The organism is Acinetobacter sp. ANC_7655, assembly GCF_056784015.1.
On record NZ_JBWYJB010000001.1, the window covers coordinates 523,300 to 544,650 of the forward strand.

General features: G+C 39.5%; 19 protein-coding genes. 7 read left to right on the forward strand and 12 right to left on the reverse strand.

The window, feature by feature from the left end:
* Window positions 1-198: 198 nt before the first annotated feature.
* On the reverse strand, window positions 199-2,775 hold the full coding sequence (gene clpB, locus AC1M9N_RS02680; RefSeq protein ID WP_481595509.1) for an ATP-dependent chaperone ClpB: 2,577 nt from the start codon (window positions 2,773-2,775) through the stop codon (window positions 199-201).
* 448 nt (window positions 2,776-3,223) lie between these two features.
* Between clpB and AC1M9N_RS02685 the strand changes: the two genes are divergently transcribed.
* Window positions 3,224-3,712, forward strand: a complete 489-nt coding sequence (locus AC1M9N_RS02685) for a rhodanese-like domain-containing protein (RefSeq protein ID WP_035265884.1) — start codon at window positions 3,224-3,226, stop codon at window positions 3,710-3,712.
* 64 nt (window positions 3,713-3,776) lie between these two features.
* On the opposite strand, the gene AC1M9N_RS02690 is transcribed toward AC1M9N_RS02685, so the two are convergent.
* On the reverse strand, window positions 3,777-4,202 hold the full coding sequence (locus AC1M9N_RS02690) for an OsmC family protein (RefSeq protein WP_035265883.1): 426 nt from the start codon (window positions 4,200-4,202) through the stop codon (window positions 3,777-3,779).
* Between the two features lie 149 nt (window positions 4,203-4,351).
* Here AC1M9N_RS02690 and crp point away from each other — a divergent pair, with 149 nt between their 5' ends.
* Together crp and AC1M9N_RS02700 are read left to right on the forward strand one after the other, a co-directional pair.
* A complete protein-coding gene (gene crp, locus AC1M9N_RS02695) occupies window positions 4,352-5,065 on the forward strand; it encodes a cAMP-activated global transcriptional regulator CRP (protein WP_035265881.1) in 714 nt (237 codons plus the stop codon).
* 159 nt (window positions 5,066-5,224) lie between these two features.
* The gene (locus tag AC1M9N_RS02700) at window positions 5,225-6,274 is read left to right on the forward strand and encodes an NADP(H)-dependent aldo-keto reductase (RefSeq protein WP_481954234.1); all 1,050 of its coding nucleotides are present in this window, start codon (window positions 5,225-5,227) and stop codon (window positions 6,272-6,274) included.
* A gap of 117 nt (window positions 6,275-6,391) precedes the next feature.
* Here the strand turns inward: AC1M9N_RS02700 and AC1M9N_RS02705 are convergent, their stop codons facing one another.
* The 5 genes from AC1M9N_RS02705 to gap all read right to left on the reverse strand — a co-directional run bounded on the left by AC1M9N_RS02705 (window position 6,392) and on the right by gap (window position 11,532).
* Entirely contained in the window at window positions 6,392-7,168 is a 777-nt protein-coding gene (locus tag AC1M9N_RS02705) for a M48 family metallopeptidase (protein WP_035265878.1), read from the reverse strand.
* A gap of 102 nt (window positions 7,169-7,270) precedes the next feature.
* Window positions 7,271-7,579 carry a hypothetical protein gene (locus AC1M9N_RS02710; RefSeq protein WP_481608348.1) on the reverse strand — a complete coding sequence of 103 codons (309 nt, stop codon included), beginning with the start codon at window positions 7,577-7,579 and terminating at the stop codon, window positions 7,271-7,273.
* 137 nt (window positions 7,580-7,716) lie between these two features.
* Window positions 7,717-9,036 (reverse strand): adenylosuccinate synthase, encoded by a 1,320-nt coding sequence (locus tag AC1M9N_RS02715; protein WP_035265875.1) that lies wholly within the window; start codon window positions 9,034-9,036, stop codon window positions 7,717-7,719.
* A gap of 70 nt (window positions 9,037-9,106) precedes the next feature.
* On the reverse strand, window positions 9,107-10,273 hold the full coding sequence (locus AC1M9N_RS02720) for an ATP phosphoribosyltransferase regulatory subunit (protein ID WP_035265874.1): 1,167 nt from the start codon (window positions 10,271-10,273) through the stop codon (window positions 9,107-9,109).
* A gap of 227 nt (window positions 10,274-10,500) precedes the next feature.
* Window positions 10,501-11,532, reverse strand: coding sequence for a type I glyceraldehyde-3-phosphate dehydrogenase (gene gap / locus AC1M9N_RS02725; protein ID WP_481611708.1), 1,032 nt, complete (start codon window positions 11,530-11,532; stop codon window positions 10,501-10,503).
* Between the two features lie 368 nt (window positions 11,533-11,900).
* On the opposite strand from gap, the gene alaS reads away from it, so the two are divergent.
* From alaS to csrA, 3 genes are all read left to right on the forward strand, one after another.
* Window positions 11,901-14,594, forward strand: coding sequence for an alanine--tRNA ligase (alaS, locus tag AC1M9N_RS02730; RefSeq protein ID WP_481951701.1), 2,694 nt, complete (start codon window positions 11,901-11,903; stop codon window positions 14,592-14,594).
* 65 nt (window positions 14,595-14,659) lie between these two features.
* Window positions 14,660-15,940 carry an aspartate kinase gene (locus AC1M9N_RS02735; protein WP_092766113.1) on the forward strand — a complete coding sequence of 427 codons (1,281 nt, stop codon included), beginning with the start codon at window positions 14,660-14,662 and terminating at the stop codon, window positions 15,938-15,940.
* 244 nt (window positions 15,941-16,184) lie between these two features.
* A complete protein-coding gene (csrA, locus tag AC1M9N_RS02740; RefSeq protein ID WP_035265869.1) occupies window positions 16,185-16,439 on the forward strand; it encodes a carbon storage regulator CsrA in 255 nt (84 codons plus the stop codon).
* A gap of 66 nt (window positions 16,440-16,505) precedes the next feature.
* On the opposite strand, the gene rnhB is transcribed toward csrA, so the two are convergent.
* Together rnhB and AC1M9N_RS02750 are read right to left on the reverse strand one after the other, a co-directional pair.
* Window positions 16,506-17,072 (reverse strand): ribonuclease HII, encoded by a 567-nt coding sequence (rnhB, locus tag AC1M9N_RS02745; RefSeq protein WP_481595669.1) that lies wholly within the window; start codon window positions 17,070-17,072, stop codon window positions 16,506-16,508.
* 66 nt (window positions 17,073-17,138) lie between these two features.
* Window positions 17,139-17,519, reverse strand: a complete 381-nt coding sequence (locus AC1M9N_RS02750) for a hypothetical protein (protein WP_180027580.1) — start codon at window positions 17,517-17,519, stop codon at window positions 17,139-17,141.
* A gap of 203 nt (window positions 17,520-17,722) precedes the next feature.
* Here AC1M9N_RS02750 and AC1M9N_RS02755 point away from each other — a divergent pair, with 203 nt between their 5' ends.
* The gene (locus tag AC1M9N_RS02755; RefSeq protein ID WP_035265864.1) at window positions 17,723-18,280 is read left to right on the forward strand and encodes a cytochrome b; all 558 of its coding nucleotides are present in this window, start codon (window positions 17,723-17,725) and stop codon (window positions 18,278-18,280) included.
* 12 nt (window positions 18,281-18,292) lie between these two features.
* On the opposite strand, the gene AC1M9N_RS02760 is transcribed toward AC1M9N_RS02755, so the two are convergent.
* The 3 genes from AC1M9N_RS02760 to AC1M9N_RS02770 form a co-directional block, all read right to left on the reverse strand.
* Window positions 18,293-18,616, reverse strand: coding sequence for a hypothetical protein (locus tag AC1M9N_RS02760; RefSeq protein WP_481951703.1), 324 nt, complete (start codon window positions 18,614-18,616; stop codon window positions 18,293-18,295).
* 130 nt (window positions 18,617-18,746) lie between these two features.
* Window positions 18,747-19,745: an adenosine deaminase gene (locus AC1M9N_RS02765; protein ID WP_481591235.1), complete on the reverse strand. Its 999-nt coding sequence runs from the start codon at window positions 19,743-19,745 to the stop codon at window positions 18,747-18,749.
* A gap of 72 nt (window positions 19,746-19,817) precedes the next feature.
* On the reverse strand, window positions 19,818-21,137 hold the full coding sequence (locus AC1M9N_RS02770; RefSeq protein WP_481589776.1) for an NCS2 family permease: 1,320 nt from the start codon (window positions 21,135-21,137) through the stop codon (window positions 19,818-19,820).
* Window positions 21,138-21,351: the final 214 nt, after the last annotated feature.

Consider the following 21,351-nt stretch of genomic DNA (forward strand, 5'->3'; position numbering starts at 1 on the left):
CCCATTAAGCTAAACAATGAATTCCTTTTGTGAATCAATAAACAAATTAAACATTTATTCACAAAAATATTGAGTGCAATCTTATACTTAATAGATTTGAGTAGCAATTTTATTAAAAAATAAATTTATTATTTTTAAATCACTTAAATGAAAAAAAACCTGAACGAATTCAGGTTTTCTAAGTTTGTTTATTAAATTCTAATTTAATTTAAGTTTACTAAAACTCAAATTTCCATCAGTGCTTTGTATAACAATTGTATCTCCTGGCAAAAATTCTCCCGCCAAGATTTTTTGAGCCAATGTATTTTCAACCTTTTGTTGAATAGCACGTTTAAGTGGTCGAGCCCCATAGATTGGGTCATATCCTGCCTCAATTAATTCATCGAAAGCAGTGTCATCTACAGTCAAACTTAAATCACGATCAGCCAAACGAGCACGTAAGCGATCTAACTGAATATCCGCGATACCTCGAATCTGCGATTTTTTCAGTGCATGGAAGATTACAAGCTCATCAATTCGGTTAATAAACTCTGGTCTAAAATGCTCAGAAACAGCAGCCATCACAACACTGCGTACATCTTGTTCCGTCGCCATGTCACCTAATTCGCGCACTTCATTTGAACCTAAGTTTGAAGTCATGACGATCACGGTATTTTTAAAATCCACCACACGCCCTTGCGAATCAGTCAAGCGACCATCGTCAAGTACCTGAAGCAGAATATTAAATACATCTGGATGAGCCTTCTCTACTTCATCAAATAACACCACGCTATAAGGCTTACGGCGAACTGCTTCAGTTAGCACACCACCCTCTTCATAACCAACATAACCAGGAGGTGCTCCCACCAAACGACTAACAGAATGTTTCTCCATAAATTCAGACATATCGATACGGATCATGGCATCGTCACTGTCAAATAAGAAGTTTGCTAAAGCTTTAGTTAACTCAGTTTTACCGACACCTGTTGGACCTAAAAATAAGAATGAACCACTTGGGCGATTTGGATCTGAAAGTCCAGCACGTGAGCGTCGTACAGCATTAGAAACTGCAACTACCGCTTCATCTTGGCCTACGACGCGGTTATGTAAAAATGTTTCCATACTGAGTAATTTTTCACGCTCACCCTGTAGCATTTTTGCTACAGGAATTCCTGTTGCTGCACTTACAACTTCGGCAATTTCATTGTCCGTCACTTTATTACGCAATAATTTAGGTTCAACTTTCTCTTCAGATGCTTCTTCACTGAGTCGTTTCTCCAAATCAGGAATTACTCCATATTGAAGTCGTGCCATTTCAGCTAGATCATTTTCACGTTGTGCCTTTTGCATCGCAATACGTGCTTGATCAAGCTCAGCCTGAGTTTGTTGATCGCCTTGGACCAAACGCTTTTCAGAAATCCACACTTCTTCAAGATCGCTGTATTCCTTCTCCACTTCAGCAATTTGTTTTTCTAAGTGTGAAACTTCAGCTTTACTTCCCGCATCTTCGTCTTTTTTTACAGCCTCAAGCTGTAATTTGAGTTGAATAAGACGACGCTCTAATTTATCTAGAGACTCAGGTTTTGAATCAAGCTCCATCTTAATTCGAGATGCCGCCTCATCAATTAGATCAATCGCTTTATCTGGTAGTTGACGATCTGTAATGTAGCGATGTGACATTTTAGCTGCAGCAATGATGGCAGAATCTAAGATTTTGACACCATGATGTACTTCATAGCGCTCTTTTAATCCACGTAAAATTGCAATCGTGTCTTCAACGCTAGGCTCGTCAACCAATACTTTCTGGAAACGACGTTCAAGTGCTGCATCTTTTTCAATGAATTGTCGATATTCATCTAAAGTTGTAGCACCTACACAACGTAATTCTCCGCGTGCTAAAGCAGGTTTCAACATGTTACCTGCATCCATTGCACCGTCGCCTTTACCTGCACCGACTAGAGTGTGCAACTCATCGATAAACAGAATAATTTCACCATCATGTTTAGCAAGATCTTTTAATACTGCTTTTAAGCGCTCTTCAAATTCACCACGATATTTTGCACCAGCTAAAAGCGATCCAAGATCAAGTGATAAGACACGTTTATTTTTTAAACTTTCAGGCACTTCTCCATTAACGATACGCTGTGCTAAACCCTCAACAATGGCAGTTTTACCGACACCCGGCTCACCAATCAAAACAGGATTATTTTTTGTACGGCGTGATAAAACTTGAACTGTTCGACGAATTTCATCATCTCGCCCAATCACTGGATCAAGTTTGCCAGAAAGTGCTCGCTCAGTGAGATCGATGGTGTATTTGTTTAATGAATCACGTTGATCTTCATGATTGTTACTCATGACTTTTTCATCACCTCGAACTTTAGTTATCGCCGCTTTTAAACCTGCGGATTGAACTCCAACCGCATTCAAAATAGTTTTGGTTGCACCCGTTTCCGCTAAACCAAGTAACACCCAATCTGTTGAAAGAAACTCATCACCCGATTTTTGTGCATAACTATCTGCCAAGTTAAGCGCTTTAACCGCATCTGGACTGAGATTGATATCCCCAGTTGGATGGGCAAGTGTTGGTGCATCAGCAAGCGCCTGTTGCAACTTTGTGCTCAATTCTCGTAAATTCGCCCCTGCCTGCTGCAACAAACTCATATTTGATGGCTCTTCAAGCAGGGTCGATAGTATATGGATGCCTTCAATCGCTGTATGATCCTTGCCCATTGCTAAAGATTGCGCATCAGATAAGGCTTGCTGTAAGCGATTTGTAAATTTTTCAAAACGCATTATTATTTTCCTCACAACAAATTTGGTACTTGCTTAGTTAATGGGTGAGAAGCGTCATATTTCAAGTCGGTTTTTAAATTATTTTCTTACATTTCAATTATTTAAAAAATAAAGATAGATTATAATTATAATATTTGTGCTGCTCATACATTTTTCAATACCACTTCACAATTTTTTCATGGTGATTATGATATTTATCTACTATTCACTAGATATGGATATGACAAAGAAAATATATTCTCAGTAAACGGTCATTATTGTTCTCAAATCATCACATAGGAGTACGCCGAACTTATATCGACCTAATCGGTACATGTTGTGCAAAATCATTCAATATGAATTTATAAGATAAACAATCAATTTTATATTTATTTAAAGAATATAGATAAAACTTATAATAATCACCGTTTTCCATAAACGGATGATTTAATCATTCAGGCATACTTACATGAATCATTTTATAAATCTCTCAGAAAATAAAGTCCATCAAGATAAAATTAAATTTATTTTATCTGAAGCAAAAAAAAATGTAGAAGATCATACACTCCTCTTTGCAGGCTCTTTAAAACCCCAAGATGCGTGGCTTTTGTTCCAATCCCAACAAGCGATCATTATTGATGTCAGAACACATGAAGAGCGAAAATTCGTAGGTTATGTCGAACATTCTGAACATATTCCTTGGCTCACAGGCATCTCACTTGAACGTAACCCTGAGTTTTTAGAGAAGTTACAATCTTTTGTTAATGCATATGACATCATTTTGCTCATGTGCCGTAGTGGAAAGCGCTCTGCAGCAGCAGCGAGTGTGGCGTATAACGCTGGTTTCACAAACGTATATAATATCGATCAAGGTTTTGAAGGTGATTTAGATCCCAACTCCCATCGTGGTACTTACAATGGCTGGCGATTTCATAATCTGCCATGGGTACAAGAGTAAAATTGATTCGCTCAAATTACATAAAAAAAGCAACCTTAAGGTTGCTTTTTTTAACTCGATAAAATCAAGCTTCGGCTTCAATGATTTCAAAATCATGTGTAATTTCAACACCGCCATCTGAAAGCATTTTACTTGCTGAGCAATATTTTTCTGCAGATAGCTCAACAGCTTTAGCGACTTGCTTTTCTTTAATTGCTTTTCCTGTAACCACAAAATGCAAATGTATCTTCGTGAAAACCGCAGGAATTGTGTCTGCCCTCTCAGCTTTCAACTGACATTGAACACCAGTCACATCTTGTCTAGATTTTTTTAATATGGTCACAATATCAAACGAAGCACACCCACCAAGCCCCATTAAAATGAGTTCCATCGGACGTGGACCACGGTTTTCACCACCGTAAGCTTCAGCACCATCCATGATAATTTGGTGACCGCTTTCAGATTTTGCTTCAAAAGCAACATTCTCTAACCAATGTACGCTAGTATGCATTGCAACTACCTAAAAAAAACTATAAATTTACTTAGGACTGTACACTAGCATATATTGAGCTGATAAGGAATTTCACCTCTTATGCTTCACGTGGCAAGTTTATTTAGGTCTAAAGATCTAGTTACTATCCAAATCGGAATTTAAAAAGCATGACTTCTAATTTTTCACAACTTAGTACAGATGCTTTGTCGCCAGGTCAATTACCTGAATCTGTCAAAGCTTTGCTCAAGCGTGCGCACATCAATAGATTTCCAAAACGAACTTCAATTATTGATGCGGGCTCAGAGTCGAAATCTCTGTATCTAATTTTAAAAGGGTCGGTTTCAATTATTTTACGTGAAGATGATGAACGTGAAATTGTGGTAGCCTATTTAAACCCAGGGGACTTTTTTGGAGAGATGGGATTATTTGAAAGTAATCCTCAGCGTACTGCAGAAGTACGTACACGTGATGTATGTGAGATTGCTGAAATTTCATATGCTAACTTCCATGAAGTAAGTAAGCAGTATCCAGATCTTAGCTATGCGGTGTTCGCACAGCTCGTTCGTCGCTTAAAAAATACAACTCGAAAAGTAACTGACCTAGCATTTATTGATGTATCGGGTCGTATTGCACGTTGTTTAATCGACTTGTCAGCTCAACCTGAAGCAATGATTCTTCCAAATGGACGCCAAATTCGTATTACTCGTCAAGAAATTGGTCGTATTGTAGGTTGTTCACGTGAAATGGTTGGTCGTGTTCTTAAAACACTTGAAGAACAAGGCATGATTGAAACTGATGGTAAAGCTATCTTAATTTTTGATTCATCATTAGAAGCAGTAAATTCTGTTGAAGAAGACTTTGACAACAATGATGATGAATAAATTTTCATCTGATCTACATTCAAAAAAGCAAATCTGACGATTTGCTTTTTTATTGCCTTTTCTCTGAAAACTTTCGAATTTATTTTACATACGTTTTGAATCTTAGATTAGGTATGATTTAAATATATCAACTTAAAAAATACAGCAAGGATGTTGAGCATGAAATTTAATCGACTTGGGCAAACAGATATACACGTTCCCGAAATTTGTTTAGGAACAATGACCTTTGGTGAGCAAAATAGCCAGTCCGAGGCTTTCCAACAACTGGAATATGCACTCGAGCGGGGGTTAAATTTTTGGGATACTGCAGAGATGTACCCAGTACCACCTAAAGTCGAAACTCAAGGAGCGACGGAAGAAATTATCGGCAATTGGATTCAGCAGCGCGGCCAACGTGATCAACTTTTTCTTGCTTCAAAAATTGCAGGTCCAGGCCAAGGTGGTAGCAATATTAGAGGCGGCACAACTCGCTATACTGCCAGCGACATGAGCTCAGCCTTAGACTCAAATCTTAGACGCTTAAAAACTGACTATATTGATCTTTATCAGCTGCATTGGCCTCAACGCCCAACCAATATGTTTGGTCAATTGGGTTATACCAATCACCATGCTCACAGTACACTAGATATCACACCACTCGAGGAAACCTTATCTGCCCTTCAAGCGGAAATTAATAGAGGTAGAATTCGTTATATCGGACTCTCCAATGAGACACCATGGGGAACCATGAAATTTCTACATTTAGCTGAAAAGTTAGGGCTGTCTAAATTTGTTTCTGTACAAAACCCCTATAACTTATTAAATCGTACCTATGAAATCGGCATGTCGGAGATTGCTAAATTTGAAGGCATCGGTTTACTGGCCTATTCACCGCTCGCTTTTGGCTATTTAACAGGAAAATTTAGACATGGTGCGAGACCTGCAAATGCCAGAGTCACCTTATACTCTAGATTTGTGCGTTATAGTAATCCTGAAAGTGAATGGGCAACTGAACAATACGCCCTCTTAGCAGAAAAACATGGACTGACATTAACGCAATTGGCGTTAGCTTTCATTAAGCAGCAGTTCTTCGTGACCAGCACAATCATTGGTGCAACCGATTTAAATCAACTCAAAGAAAATATTGATGCTTTTAATGTGTCATTGTCAGCAGAAATACTTCAGGAAATTGAGATCATCCATAAACAACAGCCAAATCCAGCACCTTAAGTGTCTAATAAATTCGATTTCAATACATTTGAATCAAAGCCATACTGTGATAACAATTTACTAAGTGGTGAATATAAAAAAAAGGATGCTAACGCATCCTTTTTTAGCTTTATTCTTTTAACGGCGACTTTGGTTATAAATCGCTTGAGCTGCAGGTAAGTTTTTACGCATCGCCTCAATTCGTTGAGCATTTGAAGGGTGTGTTGATAAGAAAGATGCATTGCCACCATTACTTGCTTTAGCCATTTTCTCCCATAATGTAATCGCTGCTTGTGGGTTATAACCAGCTCGAGCCATTAACATTAATCCACCCTGATCAGCACGGCTTTCCAAGTTACGTGAATAAGGCAACCCTACACCCAGTTGAGAACCAATTTGTGCAACTGCTGCGCCACCTTGACCTACCCCAGCTGCACTTAAACCAACACCTAAAGCCAAGTCAGTTAAAGCTTGAGCACCCAATTTACTTTTTGCATGCTCTTCCAAAGCATGGATCATTTCATGTCCCATGATGGCCGCAATTTCAGCATCTGTTAAATTTAAACGTTCCACAATACCTGTATAAAAAACAACTTTACCACCCGGCATGACAGAAGCATTTAATTCACTTGATTTAATTACAGATACCTGCCATTGGAATGGCTGACCCGTTTGATTCATTTGATCAGCATATGGACGCAAACGATTGTAGACATTGGTAATACGCTTATAGGTATTTGAGCTTGTATCCAATAAGCCCTTGCTGCGAGCTGTATCAATGGCTTGCGAGTAACTTTGTGCAGCAGCTGCATTTAATGTCGCTGAGTCCGCACCCGCCATATCCGCAAATGTTGTACACCCTGAAATCGAGATCACCGCAGATGCTGTAAGACCGAGCAATAATTTGTTCTTCATTATAATGTTCCAATCTACTTGAAAGTACTTGTTCATAATTATAGACAAACTCAACTAAGCTTAATATCTCATTTTTCTTCACTTTTTTATTTGTTATGTAATTTAGTAAACAAATTGATAGCTGATCCAAAAGACCAAACAAAAAATATTAAGCACGAGATAGGTTTGACTCCACGGTTTTAAACAAGTTTCAAGCTTCTCATCTTTACGTTTAAAAAATAAATAGGTGTTCTGAATTAAAATAATAGGGACCAATATGCAAGCGATCATAATCGACAGCCCAATAAAGACTTGGTAGACCACATCTTCGGCTACTGTTTGAGATCGAATTATCATCATCGCAATCGTGGGTGCCCCCCCCATTGCAAATAACAACGAATAAAACATTGTTCCAGAAATATTTTTATGCATCCTGCACACTCTATTATTTTATACATTCGATTTTAACAATCTCTAAGATTCAGCACAGCCAATTTTTATACAACTTTGGTCGTTGTTTAGATCAAAAAAAGCCCTGTGATATCACAGGGCTTTTTTAAAACTTTTAATTAAGCTTCAAACGGGTGACGAAGAATAATCGTTTCATCACGGTCTGGACCAGTTGATACGATGTCGATTGGACATTCGATTAACTGTTCAAGTCGCTTAATATAGTTGATTGCTGCTTCTGGCAATTGGTCTAAAGATTTAGCACCAAAAGTAGACTCAGTCCAACCAGGCATTGTTTCGTAAATTGGTTTTAAAGTTTCAAATGCAAGTGCATCAGAAGAACCTACGCAGCCCGAATCTGCAGCTTCATAACCTACACAGATTTTGATTTCTTCTAAACCATCAAGAACGTCAAGTTTAGTCAAGCAAATACCCGAAAGTGAGTTTACTTCTACTGAACGACGAAGGATTTCAGCATCGAACCAACCACAGCGACGTTGGCGACCAGTAGATGCGCCAAATTCTGAACCTACAGTACCAAGGTGCTTACCAATTGCATCACCAACATCGTTTGCAGCATCATAAACCAACTCAGTTGGGAATGGACCTGCACCTACGCGAGTTGTATAAGCTTTGGTAATACCCAATACATAGTCAAGGTGTAATGGACCAAGACCAGAACCAGAACTCACACCACCAGCAGTCGTATTTGAAGATGTTACGTATGGATAAGTACCATGGTCAACATCAAGAAGTGAGCCTTGAGCACCTTCAAACATGATGTTGTCACCGTTCTTACGATATTTATGCAATTCGCCAGTAACATCAACAACCAGTGGAGCAACAACTTCACGCCATTGATCACATAACGCAAGCACGTCTTCAAGCTTAACCGCTTCTACACCGTAGAATTGTGTTAATTGGAAGTTATGGTATTCAAGTAACTCTTCAAGCAATGCTTTAAGATGATCACCACCACGCACTAAATCAGCGACACGAACCGCACGACGTGCAACTTTATCCTCATACGCTGGACCAATACCACGACCTGTTGTACCAATCTTGGCATTCCCACGTTTTTTCTCACGTGCTTGGTCTAATGCAATATGGTTTGGCAAAATTAATGGACAGTTTGGAGAAATACGTAAACGTTCTTTAACTGGCACACCTTGCTCTTCAAGAATCGTCATCTCTTTGATTAACGCTTCAGGAGAAAGCACTACACCGTTACCAATTAAGCAAAGTACGTTTTCACGTAAAATACCAGATGGAATGAGGTGTAAAACAGTTTTCTTACCACCTACGACGAGAGTATGACCTGCATTGTGTCCACCTTGATAGCGAACAACTGCAGCCGCTTGATCTGTGAGCAGGTCAACGATTTTACCTTTACCTTCGTCGCCCCATTGGGTACCAAGTACCACAACATTCTTGCCCATAATAGCCTCATTGCATCATGCTGTTAAAATTGAAGAACATGATTTGAAATTTAGTATTCAAATCAGGTGATTAAATCTGTTCGAGTTTCCACTCACCCGCTTGATTCACCAACTGGTGAGTCGCGTTAGGTACTGAATTCAACTCATCTTGACCAAGCAACTGCACAACGCTTTTGCCTTGATCACGTAATCCTTGAATTGCTTTGACTAGGTCAGCATTATTGCCCTTAGGTGCAACGATCACTTCCAATGCTTTAAATTGACCAGCGCTTAAAGCGTATAAGTCACATGAAAAGCCAGTTGCTGGACGTGCACGACCAAAATGCTCACCAATACCATCATAACGTCCACCTTGAGCTAATGGCGCAGCACGATTTGGTGCATACACTGCATACATTAAGCCAGTGTGATAGTGATATGAACGAAGCTCTACTACATCGATACCAATATGCAGATTTGGCCAACGTTGCTGAATCGCATCTTGTGTGCTTTGAACTGCATTAAATGCTTCTTGGAATGCCGAATCTTCTAAGATTTCTTGGCTTAAATGTGATTTTAAAGCGACTAAATCACTTGCATAACGACCAAGCGAATAAAAATCAGATCCGAATTTAAGTTGTTGCGTATATTCAGCAAGTTCTGGCAATGCTTTACGCTGATATAAATCAGATAGATGCGACTCTGTAGCTTTGTTCAATCCTGCATGTTTAACTAAGCTACGGAATAGACCAACGTGTCCAATATCTAAATGGATCGCCTCAGTTACACCTGTATTTTTTAATAATTCCAACATAACATCGATCATTTCGACGTCAGCATCGATACTGTCTGAACCAAACAACTCAGCACCGAGCTGTAAAGGCGCACGTGTGGTATTGAAACCTTGTGGTTTGGTATGAAGTACCGTTCCAGCGTAGCAATAGCGTGCAACACCTTCAACTGGATACACGTGTGCATCTATACGCGCCACCTGAGGCGTCATATCTGCACGCACACCAAGTAAACGACCTGAAAGTTGATCGATTACTTTAAATGTGGCTAAGTCTAAATCTTGATTCGATTCTGAAAGAGAAGATAGAGATTCGATGTATTCAATAAATGGCGTGTACACCAATTGATAACCTCGAGCTGCGAGGAAATCTAACGCGGTACGACGCAAAGTTTCAATAACTTGCGCTTGCTCTGGTAATACATCAGCTACACCATCAGGTAATAACCATGTCTCTGAAATGGGCATGTTGTAAACCTAAATTCTGTCAGCGCGGAACAAATCCGCATAAAAAAATCGGGAACACACCCGATTTCTCCTAGTCTATCACGATCAACCCCCATGTGCATCAGACTTTTAAATAATTAAATCGGAATTTTAGATTATTCATAAGCTTCTATTGGTAATTCTGAACGCACTAGCAGTTGATCTATGTTATAGACTTAAGCCTTTATAAAAGACACAGCATTTCAGTTTCATGACTGATCTGGAAATGAATGACATAAATCTAGTAAACGATTGGTATATCCCCACTCATTATCATACCAAGCATAGACTTTAGCTTGCTTCCCGACCACCATGGTTTGAGTTAAATCTACAATGAGTGAAAACGGAGAATGATTAAAGTCAGATGATACTAAAGGCTCATCTGTTACCGACATAATTTCCGAAAATTGCTCTCGTGCTGCTGAAATTAACGCTTCATTTAACTGATGGTCTGTAATTGGCTGTTGCGCTATAAATGTCAAATCAATAGCTGCCACATTAATGGTAGGAACACGAATTGAGTAACCGTCTATTCGCCCTTCCATTTTTGGCATGACACGTTTGATTGCACCTAGAGCAGATGAAGTCGTTGGAATAATGTTTTGCCCAGATGCCCTCGCACGACGTAAATCGCGGTGAACATGATCTAAAACGGATTGATCCGCTGTAACAGCATGAATTTCTGTCATTAACGCACTTTCTATGCCAAAGGCATCGTCAATAATTTTGACCAGAGGAACCAATGCTTGTGTCGTACATGAAACACTCGAAATAATCTGATCCGTAGTTTTAACCTCTGTATGATTTACCCCGTAGACAATTGCAGCATCAACCGTATCAAAAGGTGCAGCCCCAATTATCACACGTTGAGCGCCAGCATTGAGATGGCGTGTCGCTTCTGCTCGAGATCTAAATAAACCAGTACACTCTAAAACAACATCAACGTTTAAACGCTTCCATGGCAGTTGATCAGGTTCTGTTTGACAGTGGACTTCAATAGTTAATTTTTTTTGATAGGCATGAATATTGAGAAATACTTGCTCTGCAACATAACTCAACTCCACTTCCCCATGAAATCTTCCATGTGTGGTGTCATATTTAAATAAATGAATTAAAGTTTCTACATCAGCCACATCATTAATCGCAACGATTTCAAAATTGAATTGTTTTGGATTTTCAAACCAAGCTCTTAAAACATTTCGCCCGATTCGTCCAAATCCATTAATTGCGATACGCTGCATATGTAACCTTCAACTCTTTAATACAAGTTCTTGAAAGCTCTATGTTAAAGTATTTCTAAAATATTCAGTAATAAATAATGGTCTTATGACTACTCAATATTTTTGATTGATCTTCGTGCGAGATACACTGCTTAAGCATTTGAAAATGATCTCAACACCAATAATGATTAAAATTTCACCTAAAATCAGAATTAAAGAGAATTGTCATTAAAACACTTTAAAATCATTGGTACAGGTGGCAAATTCCGTTATAATTTGGCGTTTTTAAACTTTTAGCCCGGTATGCTGGGGTGAATTTTTTTGTGAATTCGCACTTTATTTCCCAGACATATTATTTGCCAATACAGAATTAATGGAGTGACTTGGTTGTGAGTACTCGTTTTATGACATCAGCTGAAATTCGTGAAGCATTTTTGCGTTACTTTGAATCGCAAGGCCACACACGTGTCGCGTCGAGTTCTCTAGTTCCTGCCAACGACCCAACTTTGCTCTTTACAAATGCTGGTATGAACCAGTTCAAAGATTGCTTCTTAGGCCTAGAAAAACGAGATTATGTACGTGCAGTGTCATCACAAAAATGTGTTCGTGCTGGCGGTAAACATAACGACTTAGATAACGTGGGCTACACAGCTCGTCACCATACGTTTTTTGAAATGTTAGGTAACTTCTCTTTCGGAGATTACTTTAAACGTGACGCGATTAAATTCGCTTGGGATTTCTTAACCAATGAAAAATGGTTAGGTCTACCTAAAGACAAATTATATGCAACGGTTTATCACACTGATGATGAAGCATTCGACATCTGGAACAAAGAAATCGGTCTAGATGAGTCTCGCATTATCCGTATCGGCGACAACAAAGGCGGTCAATACGCTTCAGATAACTTCTGGGCAATGGGCGATACAGGTCCTTGTGGTCCATGTTCTGAAATTTTCTATGACCATGGCGATCACATTTGGGGCGGCTTACCAGGTACACCTGAAGAAGATGGCGACCGCTTCATCGAAATTTGGAACAACGTATTCATGCAGTTTAACCGTACTGCTGATGGCGTACTCCATCCGCTTCCTGCTCCGTCTGTCGATACAGGTATGGGCTTAGAGCGTATTTCTGCTGTTTTACAACACGTCAACTCAAACTACGAAATTGATCTATTCCAACACCTATTAAAAGCTGCAGCTGAAATTATTGGTTTAGATACTGCTGAACTTGAAGCGAAAGCGCAAGCGGAAGGCAAACCAGTTGAATACCCAGCATCACTTAAAGTCGTTGCCGACCATGCACGCTCGTGCTCATTCCTAATCGCTGATGGCGTAAACCCATCAAATGAAGGGCGTGGCTACGTTCTACGTCGTATCATCCGTCGTGCAGTTCGTCATGGTAACAAGTTGGGTGCGACAGGTTCATTCTTCCACAAAATGTTAAAGCCTTTAATTGAGGTGATGGGCGCTGCCTATCCTGAACTTGAAGCACAACAAGCGCGTATCGAAGCGCAACTTTTAAAAGAAGAAGAGCAATTTGCTAAAACCTTAGAACAAGGTTTGAAATTGCTTGAGGGCGAACTTGCGAACTTAAAAGGTTCTGTAATTCCAGGCGAAGTAGTATTCAAACTTTACGACACGTACGGCTTCCCAACTGACTTAACGGCTGACATCGCACGTGAACGTGATTTAACGATTGACGAAGCTGGTTTTGAAAAAGAAATGGCTGCTCAACGTCAACGTGCACGTGATGCGGGTAAATTCGCAATCGACTACAACAACGTTGTAAAAGTTGAAGGCGAAACTCAGTTTGACGGCTACGATGCAACTGCTGGTGAGGGTCAAATCATCGCAATCTATAAGGATGGCGAACAAGTTGATGAAGTCGTTGAAGGTGATGAAGCTTTAATCGTTCTAAACCAAACACCTTTCTATGCAGAAAGCGGTGGTCAAATTGGTGATACAGGTATCTTTAAAAACGATACAGGTATTTTCGAAGTTCAAGACACGAAAAAATCTGGTGGTGCGTTCGTTCACCAAGGTATCGTGACCATGGGTAACTTTAAAGTTACTCAAAATGTAGAAGCAACAGTTAAAGCAGACATTCGTGCAGCAACAGCACGTAACCACTCTGCGACTCACCTTCTACATGCTGCACTTCGTCAAATCTTGGGTTCACATGTTCAACAAAAAGGTTCATTGGTTGCTTCTGACGTGTTACGTTTCGACTTTGCCAATGATCAACCCGTGACATTTGAACAGATTCAAGAAATTGAACGTCTGGTAAATGCTGAAGTGATTGCCAATACGCCTGTAACAACCGAACTCCTTGACATCGAATCTGCAAAAGCTAAAGGTGCGATGATGTTGTTTGGTGAGAAATATGGCGAAGAAGTTCGCGTACTTTCTATGGGTTCAATCATTGAAGAGAAAAACTTCTCGATCGAACTTTGTGGCGGTATTCACGTAAAACGTACAGGTGACATTGGTCTGTTCAAAATCACTTCTGAAGGCGGTGTTGCTGCAGGTGTACGTCGTATTGAGGCAGTTACAGGTACGAAAGCAATTGAGGTGGCTCAAAAAGCTGATCGAGACATCAACACGATTAATGGCTTATTGAAAGCACAAAAAGATCAAACGATTGAGAAAGTTGAAGCCTTAGCGGACACAGCATCAAGCTTACAAAAGCAAATTGATCAATTGAATCAAAAACTTGCACATTTACAGGCGGCTGAACTACTTAGCCAAGTTAAGGAAATTGCAGGTCGCAAAACGTTAATCACGACTGTTCAAGGTATGGATGCGAAATCACTTCGCAATCTACACGACGGCGTGAAATCAAAATTAGAAAATGCTGTGATTGTCCTTGCAGGTGTAGAGGGTGACAAGGTGAGCTTGATCGCATCTGTAGCTAAAGACTTCACAGCTTCTATAAAAGCAGGTGACATCATCAAACACTTAGCAACTGAGCTAGGTGGTAAAGGTGGTGGTAAGCCTGATTTGGCACAAGGTGGCGCGCCACTTAACGAGAAGTTTGCTTCTGTCATGGCAGAATTAACTGCTTGGCTAGCTGCAAAATAAAACTTCACCTTTTGTGTAACTGACCTTGAACAACTCTTCAAGGTCATGGTTTATATGGAACAACTATGGCATTAATCGTTCAAAAATATGGCGGTACTTCAATGGGTACTCCTGAGCGCATTTTAAATGTTGCTCGTCGTGTAAAGCGTTGGCATGATCACGGCCACAAGGTTGTGGTTGTTGTATCAGCAATGAGTGGTGAAACTAATCGCCTACTCGCTTTAGCGAAAGCCATTACCGACACCCCTGACCCACGAGAATTAGACCAAATGGTTTCAACGGGTGAACAGGTAACGATTTCAATGTTAGCAATGGCACTGAACTCTATCGGTGTGGAAGCGAAATCTTTGACTGGACGCCAAGTTGGTATTAAAACTGACAGCTCATTCACAAAAGCACGTATTGAATCAATTGATACAGATGTCATGACTGAACAATTAGATGCTGGTCGTGTCATCGTTGTTGCAGGTTTCCAAGGTTTTGATGCTAATGGAAACACAACAACTTTGGGTCGTGGTGGTTCTGATACTTCTGGTGTTGCATTAGCAGCTGCACTCAAAGCGGATGAATGCCAAATTTATACAGATGTGGATGGTGTATATACAACAGATCCACGTGTTGCACCAAAAGCGAAAAAAGTTGATCGTATTTCTTTTGAAGAAATGCTCGAAATGGCTTCTCTTGGTTCTAAAGTTTTACAGATACGTTCTGTTGAGTTCGCGGGTAAATATCAAGTCCCTTTACGCGTACTCTCTAGCTTCGACAATGAAAATGATGGCGCATTTGACGAAGAATTCAAAAACAACGTCGGAACACTTATCACTACTGAATTGGAAGACAACATGGAACAGCCAATTATCTCTGGTATCGCATTTAACCGTGACGAAGCTAAATTAACTATCTTAGGTGTGCCTGATCTTCCTGGTATTGCATCTAAAATTTTAAAACCGATTGGTGATGCTAATATCGAAGTGGATATGATCATCCAAAACGTTGAAGAAGATGGTACAACTGACTTCACATTCACAGTCAATCGTGGCGAACTTGCTAAAGCTAAAAAAATTCTTGAAGAAACTGCTCAAGCAATCGGTGCTCGTGAAGTTGCAACACGTGATGATATTGTAAAAGTATCTATCGTAGGTGTTGGTATGCGCTCTCATGCTGGTGTTGCAAGTAAAATGTTTACAGCACTTGCTGATGAAGGCATCAATATCCTGATGATTTCAACTTCTGAAATCAAAATCTCTGTTATTATTGAAGAAAATTATTTAGAGCTTGCTGTTCGCTCACTTCACACTGCGTTTGGTCTTGACCGCGAACATGGTGAGTCTAGCGCACGTGCTTAATTTTCTGCCATGAGTTAGCAGAAACAATGCATACTTGATGAAGAAATATTCAGAGCCACTATAGTTTTTCCTATAGTGGCTCTGTTATATTAGGTCTAGAGGTTTATGGGATAATTTCAATAGTCCTGTGCGAATGGTTAAATTCGTCACATTTATCTATTAAAATATTTCGTGGTGCCGAGGTTGTTATTTTCACTTTTTGAAAAAACTATCGCAGGTTTAGCGTTTAAGCAAGGAGATAAACATGCTGATTCTCACCCGTCGTGTTGGTGAAACATTAATGATTGGGGATCAAGTCAGTGTCACTGTACTTGGTGTAAAAGGTAACCAAGTGCGAATTGGTGTGAATGCGCCTAAAGAAGTATCTGTACATCGTGAAGAAATCTATCAACGAATTCAGCATGAACGTGCGATGCATGAGCACTTGCAACATCTTGACCAAGATTACCAACCTTCTTACGAAGAAGAGAATTACACTCAAAATGATTTCAATCGTTGATTAGAAATGATTTTGTGACTAAAGCGGCTAAATTTAGCCGCTTTAAATTTTTGGTGTTTAAGCTGTTTAAAGTCCCAATGATTTGCGTACTGGACCAAAACTACGCCTGTGCTCTTCAACCACGCCAAACTGTGCAATAGCTTCAAAATGAGCTTTGGTCGGGTAGCCTTTATGTTTTGCAAAACCAAACTGAGGATATTTAGCATCAAGTTCTAACATTTGATGATCACGTGTCACCTTAGCCAGGATACTGGCAGCAGAAATTTCTGGATGTAATGCATCTCCTCCAACTACAGCATCACAACTCATACTCAATCCTTGGGGAATTTTATTACCATCAACCAATACATGTTGTGGTTGCACAGTCAATTGTTCAACGGCACGACGCATTGCCAACAACGAAGCATTCAATATATTGAGTTCATCAATTTCGTGATGACTCGCTTCAGCGATAGCCCAAGCTAGTGCTTTTTCTTTGATCTCTATAAATAATTTTTCACGTTTCTTTTCACTGAGTTTTTTAGAATCATTTAACCCAAGAATCGGATTGTTAGGATCCAAAATTACAGCAGCCGCAACGACCGATCCCACCAGTGGACCGCGCCCTGCTTCATCAGCACCAGCAATCAACATCATTTTCCTAATTTATCCTTAAAAAAATAGGCCGATCAAAATCAGCCTATTCATATATCTTTAAAATTAACGTACAGCTTCAGCTACACATTCATTAATAGTTTTAGTCACGATATTGCTGACGATTGTTGCACGTGCTGTTGGATCAATCGCTGCTGTAGCCAAATCAACCGTAGTTACGCTTTGAGGAGCTTTTTCACTTACACATCCACAAATTTCACCTTGGATATTTTCTTTCTGCTCTGCAGTCATTAATTTCGTTGCAGTTTTCCAAGCAGAAATATTGTTCAATTCAGTTGTGCATTTTGCATTGATCGCAATTTTAAGTGCAGCCGAACCTAACTGTTGAGTGGTATTTGCGGCAGGTGATGATGTCCCTGTTGTACCTGTAGCACAAGCTCCGAGCACTAATGTCATTGGTGCGAGTAAAGCGATTAATTTTTTCACAGTATTGTCCTTATCATCTTACGAATTGAGCTATTTTGCCTAATGTAACATCATGAAGAAATAGATTTTTTGTATTTCCCGACTATATGTTCAGTTATAAGTCGCATTCCGTTGCATATTTTCAACACTGTGTCCCATTTCAATACTTATAAATAATTTATGCTTAAATTATTATGTGCGAAATTCAATCATAAGTTTATATCATGAATAATAAATCCAAATATTACACACGTACAGCTCAAGTCTTGCATTGGGTCATGGCGATTATTTTTATCACGGCGTGGGCGATCGGCTTTTATAGCGGCAATTTTTTAAGTTATGAAGTAGATGGTAGCTTCAAAGGTGACGTCATCACGCTTCACAAAAATATTGCAACCACAATTATTTTTCTGGTCGTGGTTCGTATCTTTTGGCGCTACACTCATCCTGCACCCGAGTTACCAGAGACAATGTCTCCCCTCATGAAAAGACTCGCACATTTAGGGCATCTTGGACTTTATTTTATGCTTCTGGCTTTACCAATTACGGGTTGCTTATGGAGTTGGAGTCTCGGCTACCCTGCACCAGTATTATTCTTATTTGATCTACCCGCTTTAATAGGTGAGAATCCTCAAGTAACTGAAATTGTAAAACCACTTCATATTTGGATTTCTTGGGCTGCAGGTTTACTTTTACTCGGACATATTGCTGCGGCATTAAAGCATCACTTTATAGATAAAGATCATGTCTTAGACAGCATGACCAAACAACCTAAAGATTGATTGAGTACGGCTCTAAATTTCTGAGTTAGATTTAGAGCTAATCACACATGCTTTTAGGCTATTCAACATGGCTTTTCGAATGACTTCTTGCTTGATATCTTCGTTAACTGTTGCTTTGACAAGTTCCTGAGCCGGAATATCTTTTAAAGCATGATTTGATACACAATCACAGGTTTCTAATTTTAATTTCTTTTTGTTTTCTTCATTCATTAAATATGTCGTTATTTTCCATATTTTTGAATGGTCGACTTCACGCTCACATTGATACTGGATGACAGGCTTTAATATACGCTGTGTCAATGTCGTATTTGCATTCGCGATAACTACGGGCAACATTAGCAGACTCAAGCAAAACAAAGACTTCAATTTCAACATCACATTCGGCTCTATTGTTTAAAGCATATTAAACCAAAGGTGGGATTTTGCCCCCACCTTCCAGTATTTCACATAAACAAGTTTAACTGTTTTAAATTGCGAGAATTTTATCTTTCCACTTTTGTTTTTGCACATCGGAAATAAACGATGCTTCAAATGAATTTATAGCGAGTTGCTTTAATTCATGATTTGTTAAATCTAAGGCCTCAGCAATCGCAATAAAGTTATCATTCATATACCCACCGAAATAAGATGGATCATCTGAATTGACGGTTACATGCACACCCTGCTGTAACAAACGGCGAATATTATGATCTGCCATATCATCTACAACACAAAGCTTTAAATTTGATAATGGACAAACCGTTAAAGGCATTTTTTCAGCAATCAAACGCGCCAACAACTTTGGATCTTCTTCAGAGCGTACGCCGTGATCAATACGATTCACTTTAAGTAAATCCAAAGCTTCCCAGACATATTCTGCTGGACCTTCTTCACCTGCATGAGCAACAACCAAAAATCCTTCATCACGTGATTTTGCAAATACCCTTTCAAATTTAGAAGGTGGATGCCCAACTTCACTTGAATCTAACCCTACCCCAATAATTTGGTCTTTGTAAGGTAAAGCCTGTTCAAGTGTTTCAAATGCTGCCTCTTCACTCAAATGACGTAAGAAACACATAATCAAATGCGTTGTGATGCCTAATTTTACCTCAGCATCGTGGCAAGCTCGTTTTAAGCCTTTAATTACCGTTTCAAATGACACACCACGATCCGTATGGGTTTGCGGATCAAAAAACATTTCAGTATGAACCACTCGATCTTCTGCACATTTTTCAAAATATGCCCATGCAAGATCATAAAAATCTTGCTCATTGATCAATACATTCGCACCTGCATAGTAAATATCTAGAAATGATTGCAGATTGTGAAAATTATAAGCCTGTTTGACTTCTTCAACTGATTGATATGGGATTGCAATTTCATTGCGCTGAGCAATGGCAAACATCAACTCAGGTTCAAATGTCCCTTCAATATGGACATGAAGCTCAGCTTTAGGTAAAGCTTTAATTAACTCAACACGGTTCATTGCTACTCCTCATGAAACCAAAAATAAAAAGGGTGCAAACTGAGTTTACACCCTTTTAAAAACTGTTAAAAATTAGCCGCCAAACATTGCAAATTTTAGCGCCCATAATACTGCGATAATCCATACCATATATGGTACTGTAGATGCTTTACCTGTAAGTAACTTCACCAACGCATAACTGATAAAGCCCATGGCAATACCATCAGCGATTGAGTAAGTGAACGGCATAAACACGATCGTTAAGAAAGCAGGAACCGCTTCAGTAATATCATCCCAATCAATATGTGTAATACCCTGAATCATCAATACCCCTACAAAGAGTAAGGCTGGTGCAGTTGCAAATCCAGGAACAGATTGAGCCAACGGTGCTAAGAACAAACAAGCAATAAAAAGTAAGCCAACTATTACCGCTGTAAGACCTGTACGCCCCCCTGCTGCTACACCCGCAGAAGACTCAATATATGGTGTCGTTGATGATGTACCTAATGCAGCACCAGCAACAATCGCTGAAGAGTCGGCAAACAGAGCTTTCTTCAAACGTGGTAATTTACCATCTTTGAGTAAACCAGCACGATGTGAAACACCAACCAGCGTTCCTGTTGAATCAAATAGATCAACTAAGAAGAACACAAAAATTACACCGATTAAACTTGCGGTAAATAAGCCTTCAAAATCCATTTGCATGAATGTTGGTGCAATTGAAGGAATTTGACCAATCACACCTTTAAATTCACTCAATCCTAGGAATGTTGAGATTGCAGTCAGCACTAAAATACTAATGATAATCGCACCACGTATTTTAAAGTGATGCATAACAACAACCATCAAAAAACCGAATAAGGCTAAGAGAACGGTTGGTTGTTTTAAATCACCTAAACCCACTAGAGTCGCAGGATTATCCACAATGATGCCAGCATTTTTCAAAGCGATTAATGCTAGGAATAAACCAATACCACCACCAATAGCCAATTTTAAAGACATTGGAATGGCATTCACGATAGCTTCACGAATTTTAAACATACTGATCGCGATGAAGACCAGACCAGACACAAATACCGCAGCTAAAGCGGTTTGCCAAGGCACACCCATTCCTAAACATACCGAATAGGTGAAATATGCATTTAAGCCCATACCCGGAGCCAATGCGATTGGGTAATTGGCAATAATACCCATGACAAAACAACCAATTGCTGCTGCCAAACATGTCGCAACAAATACCGCACCATGATCCATTCCTGTTTCAGACAGAATCATTGGATTGACAATGATGATGTAGCACATTGTCAGGAATGTCGTCATCCCTGCAATCATTTCAGTTCGAAAAGTTGTTTTGTTTTCGCTTAGTTTAAATAAGCGTTCAAGCAAACCCGCTGAAGAATTTGGATTTGTCATTGTCGAGCCCCTGCTTAAGATCGAGCGAGTCGTAAAAATTATTTAGATCATTTATTCAATGATTCATTGGCAAATGTAGCTCAGATGACGCATTCAATAAACGTACCAAAATGACATTTCCGATAAATTGAAGCACAATTAAAAAAGCTGCAATAAAGCAGCTTTGATATGATGATCTATCAATTGAACAGTCGCTAGACAATTCGATCTATCG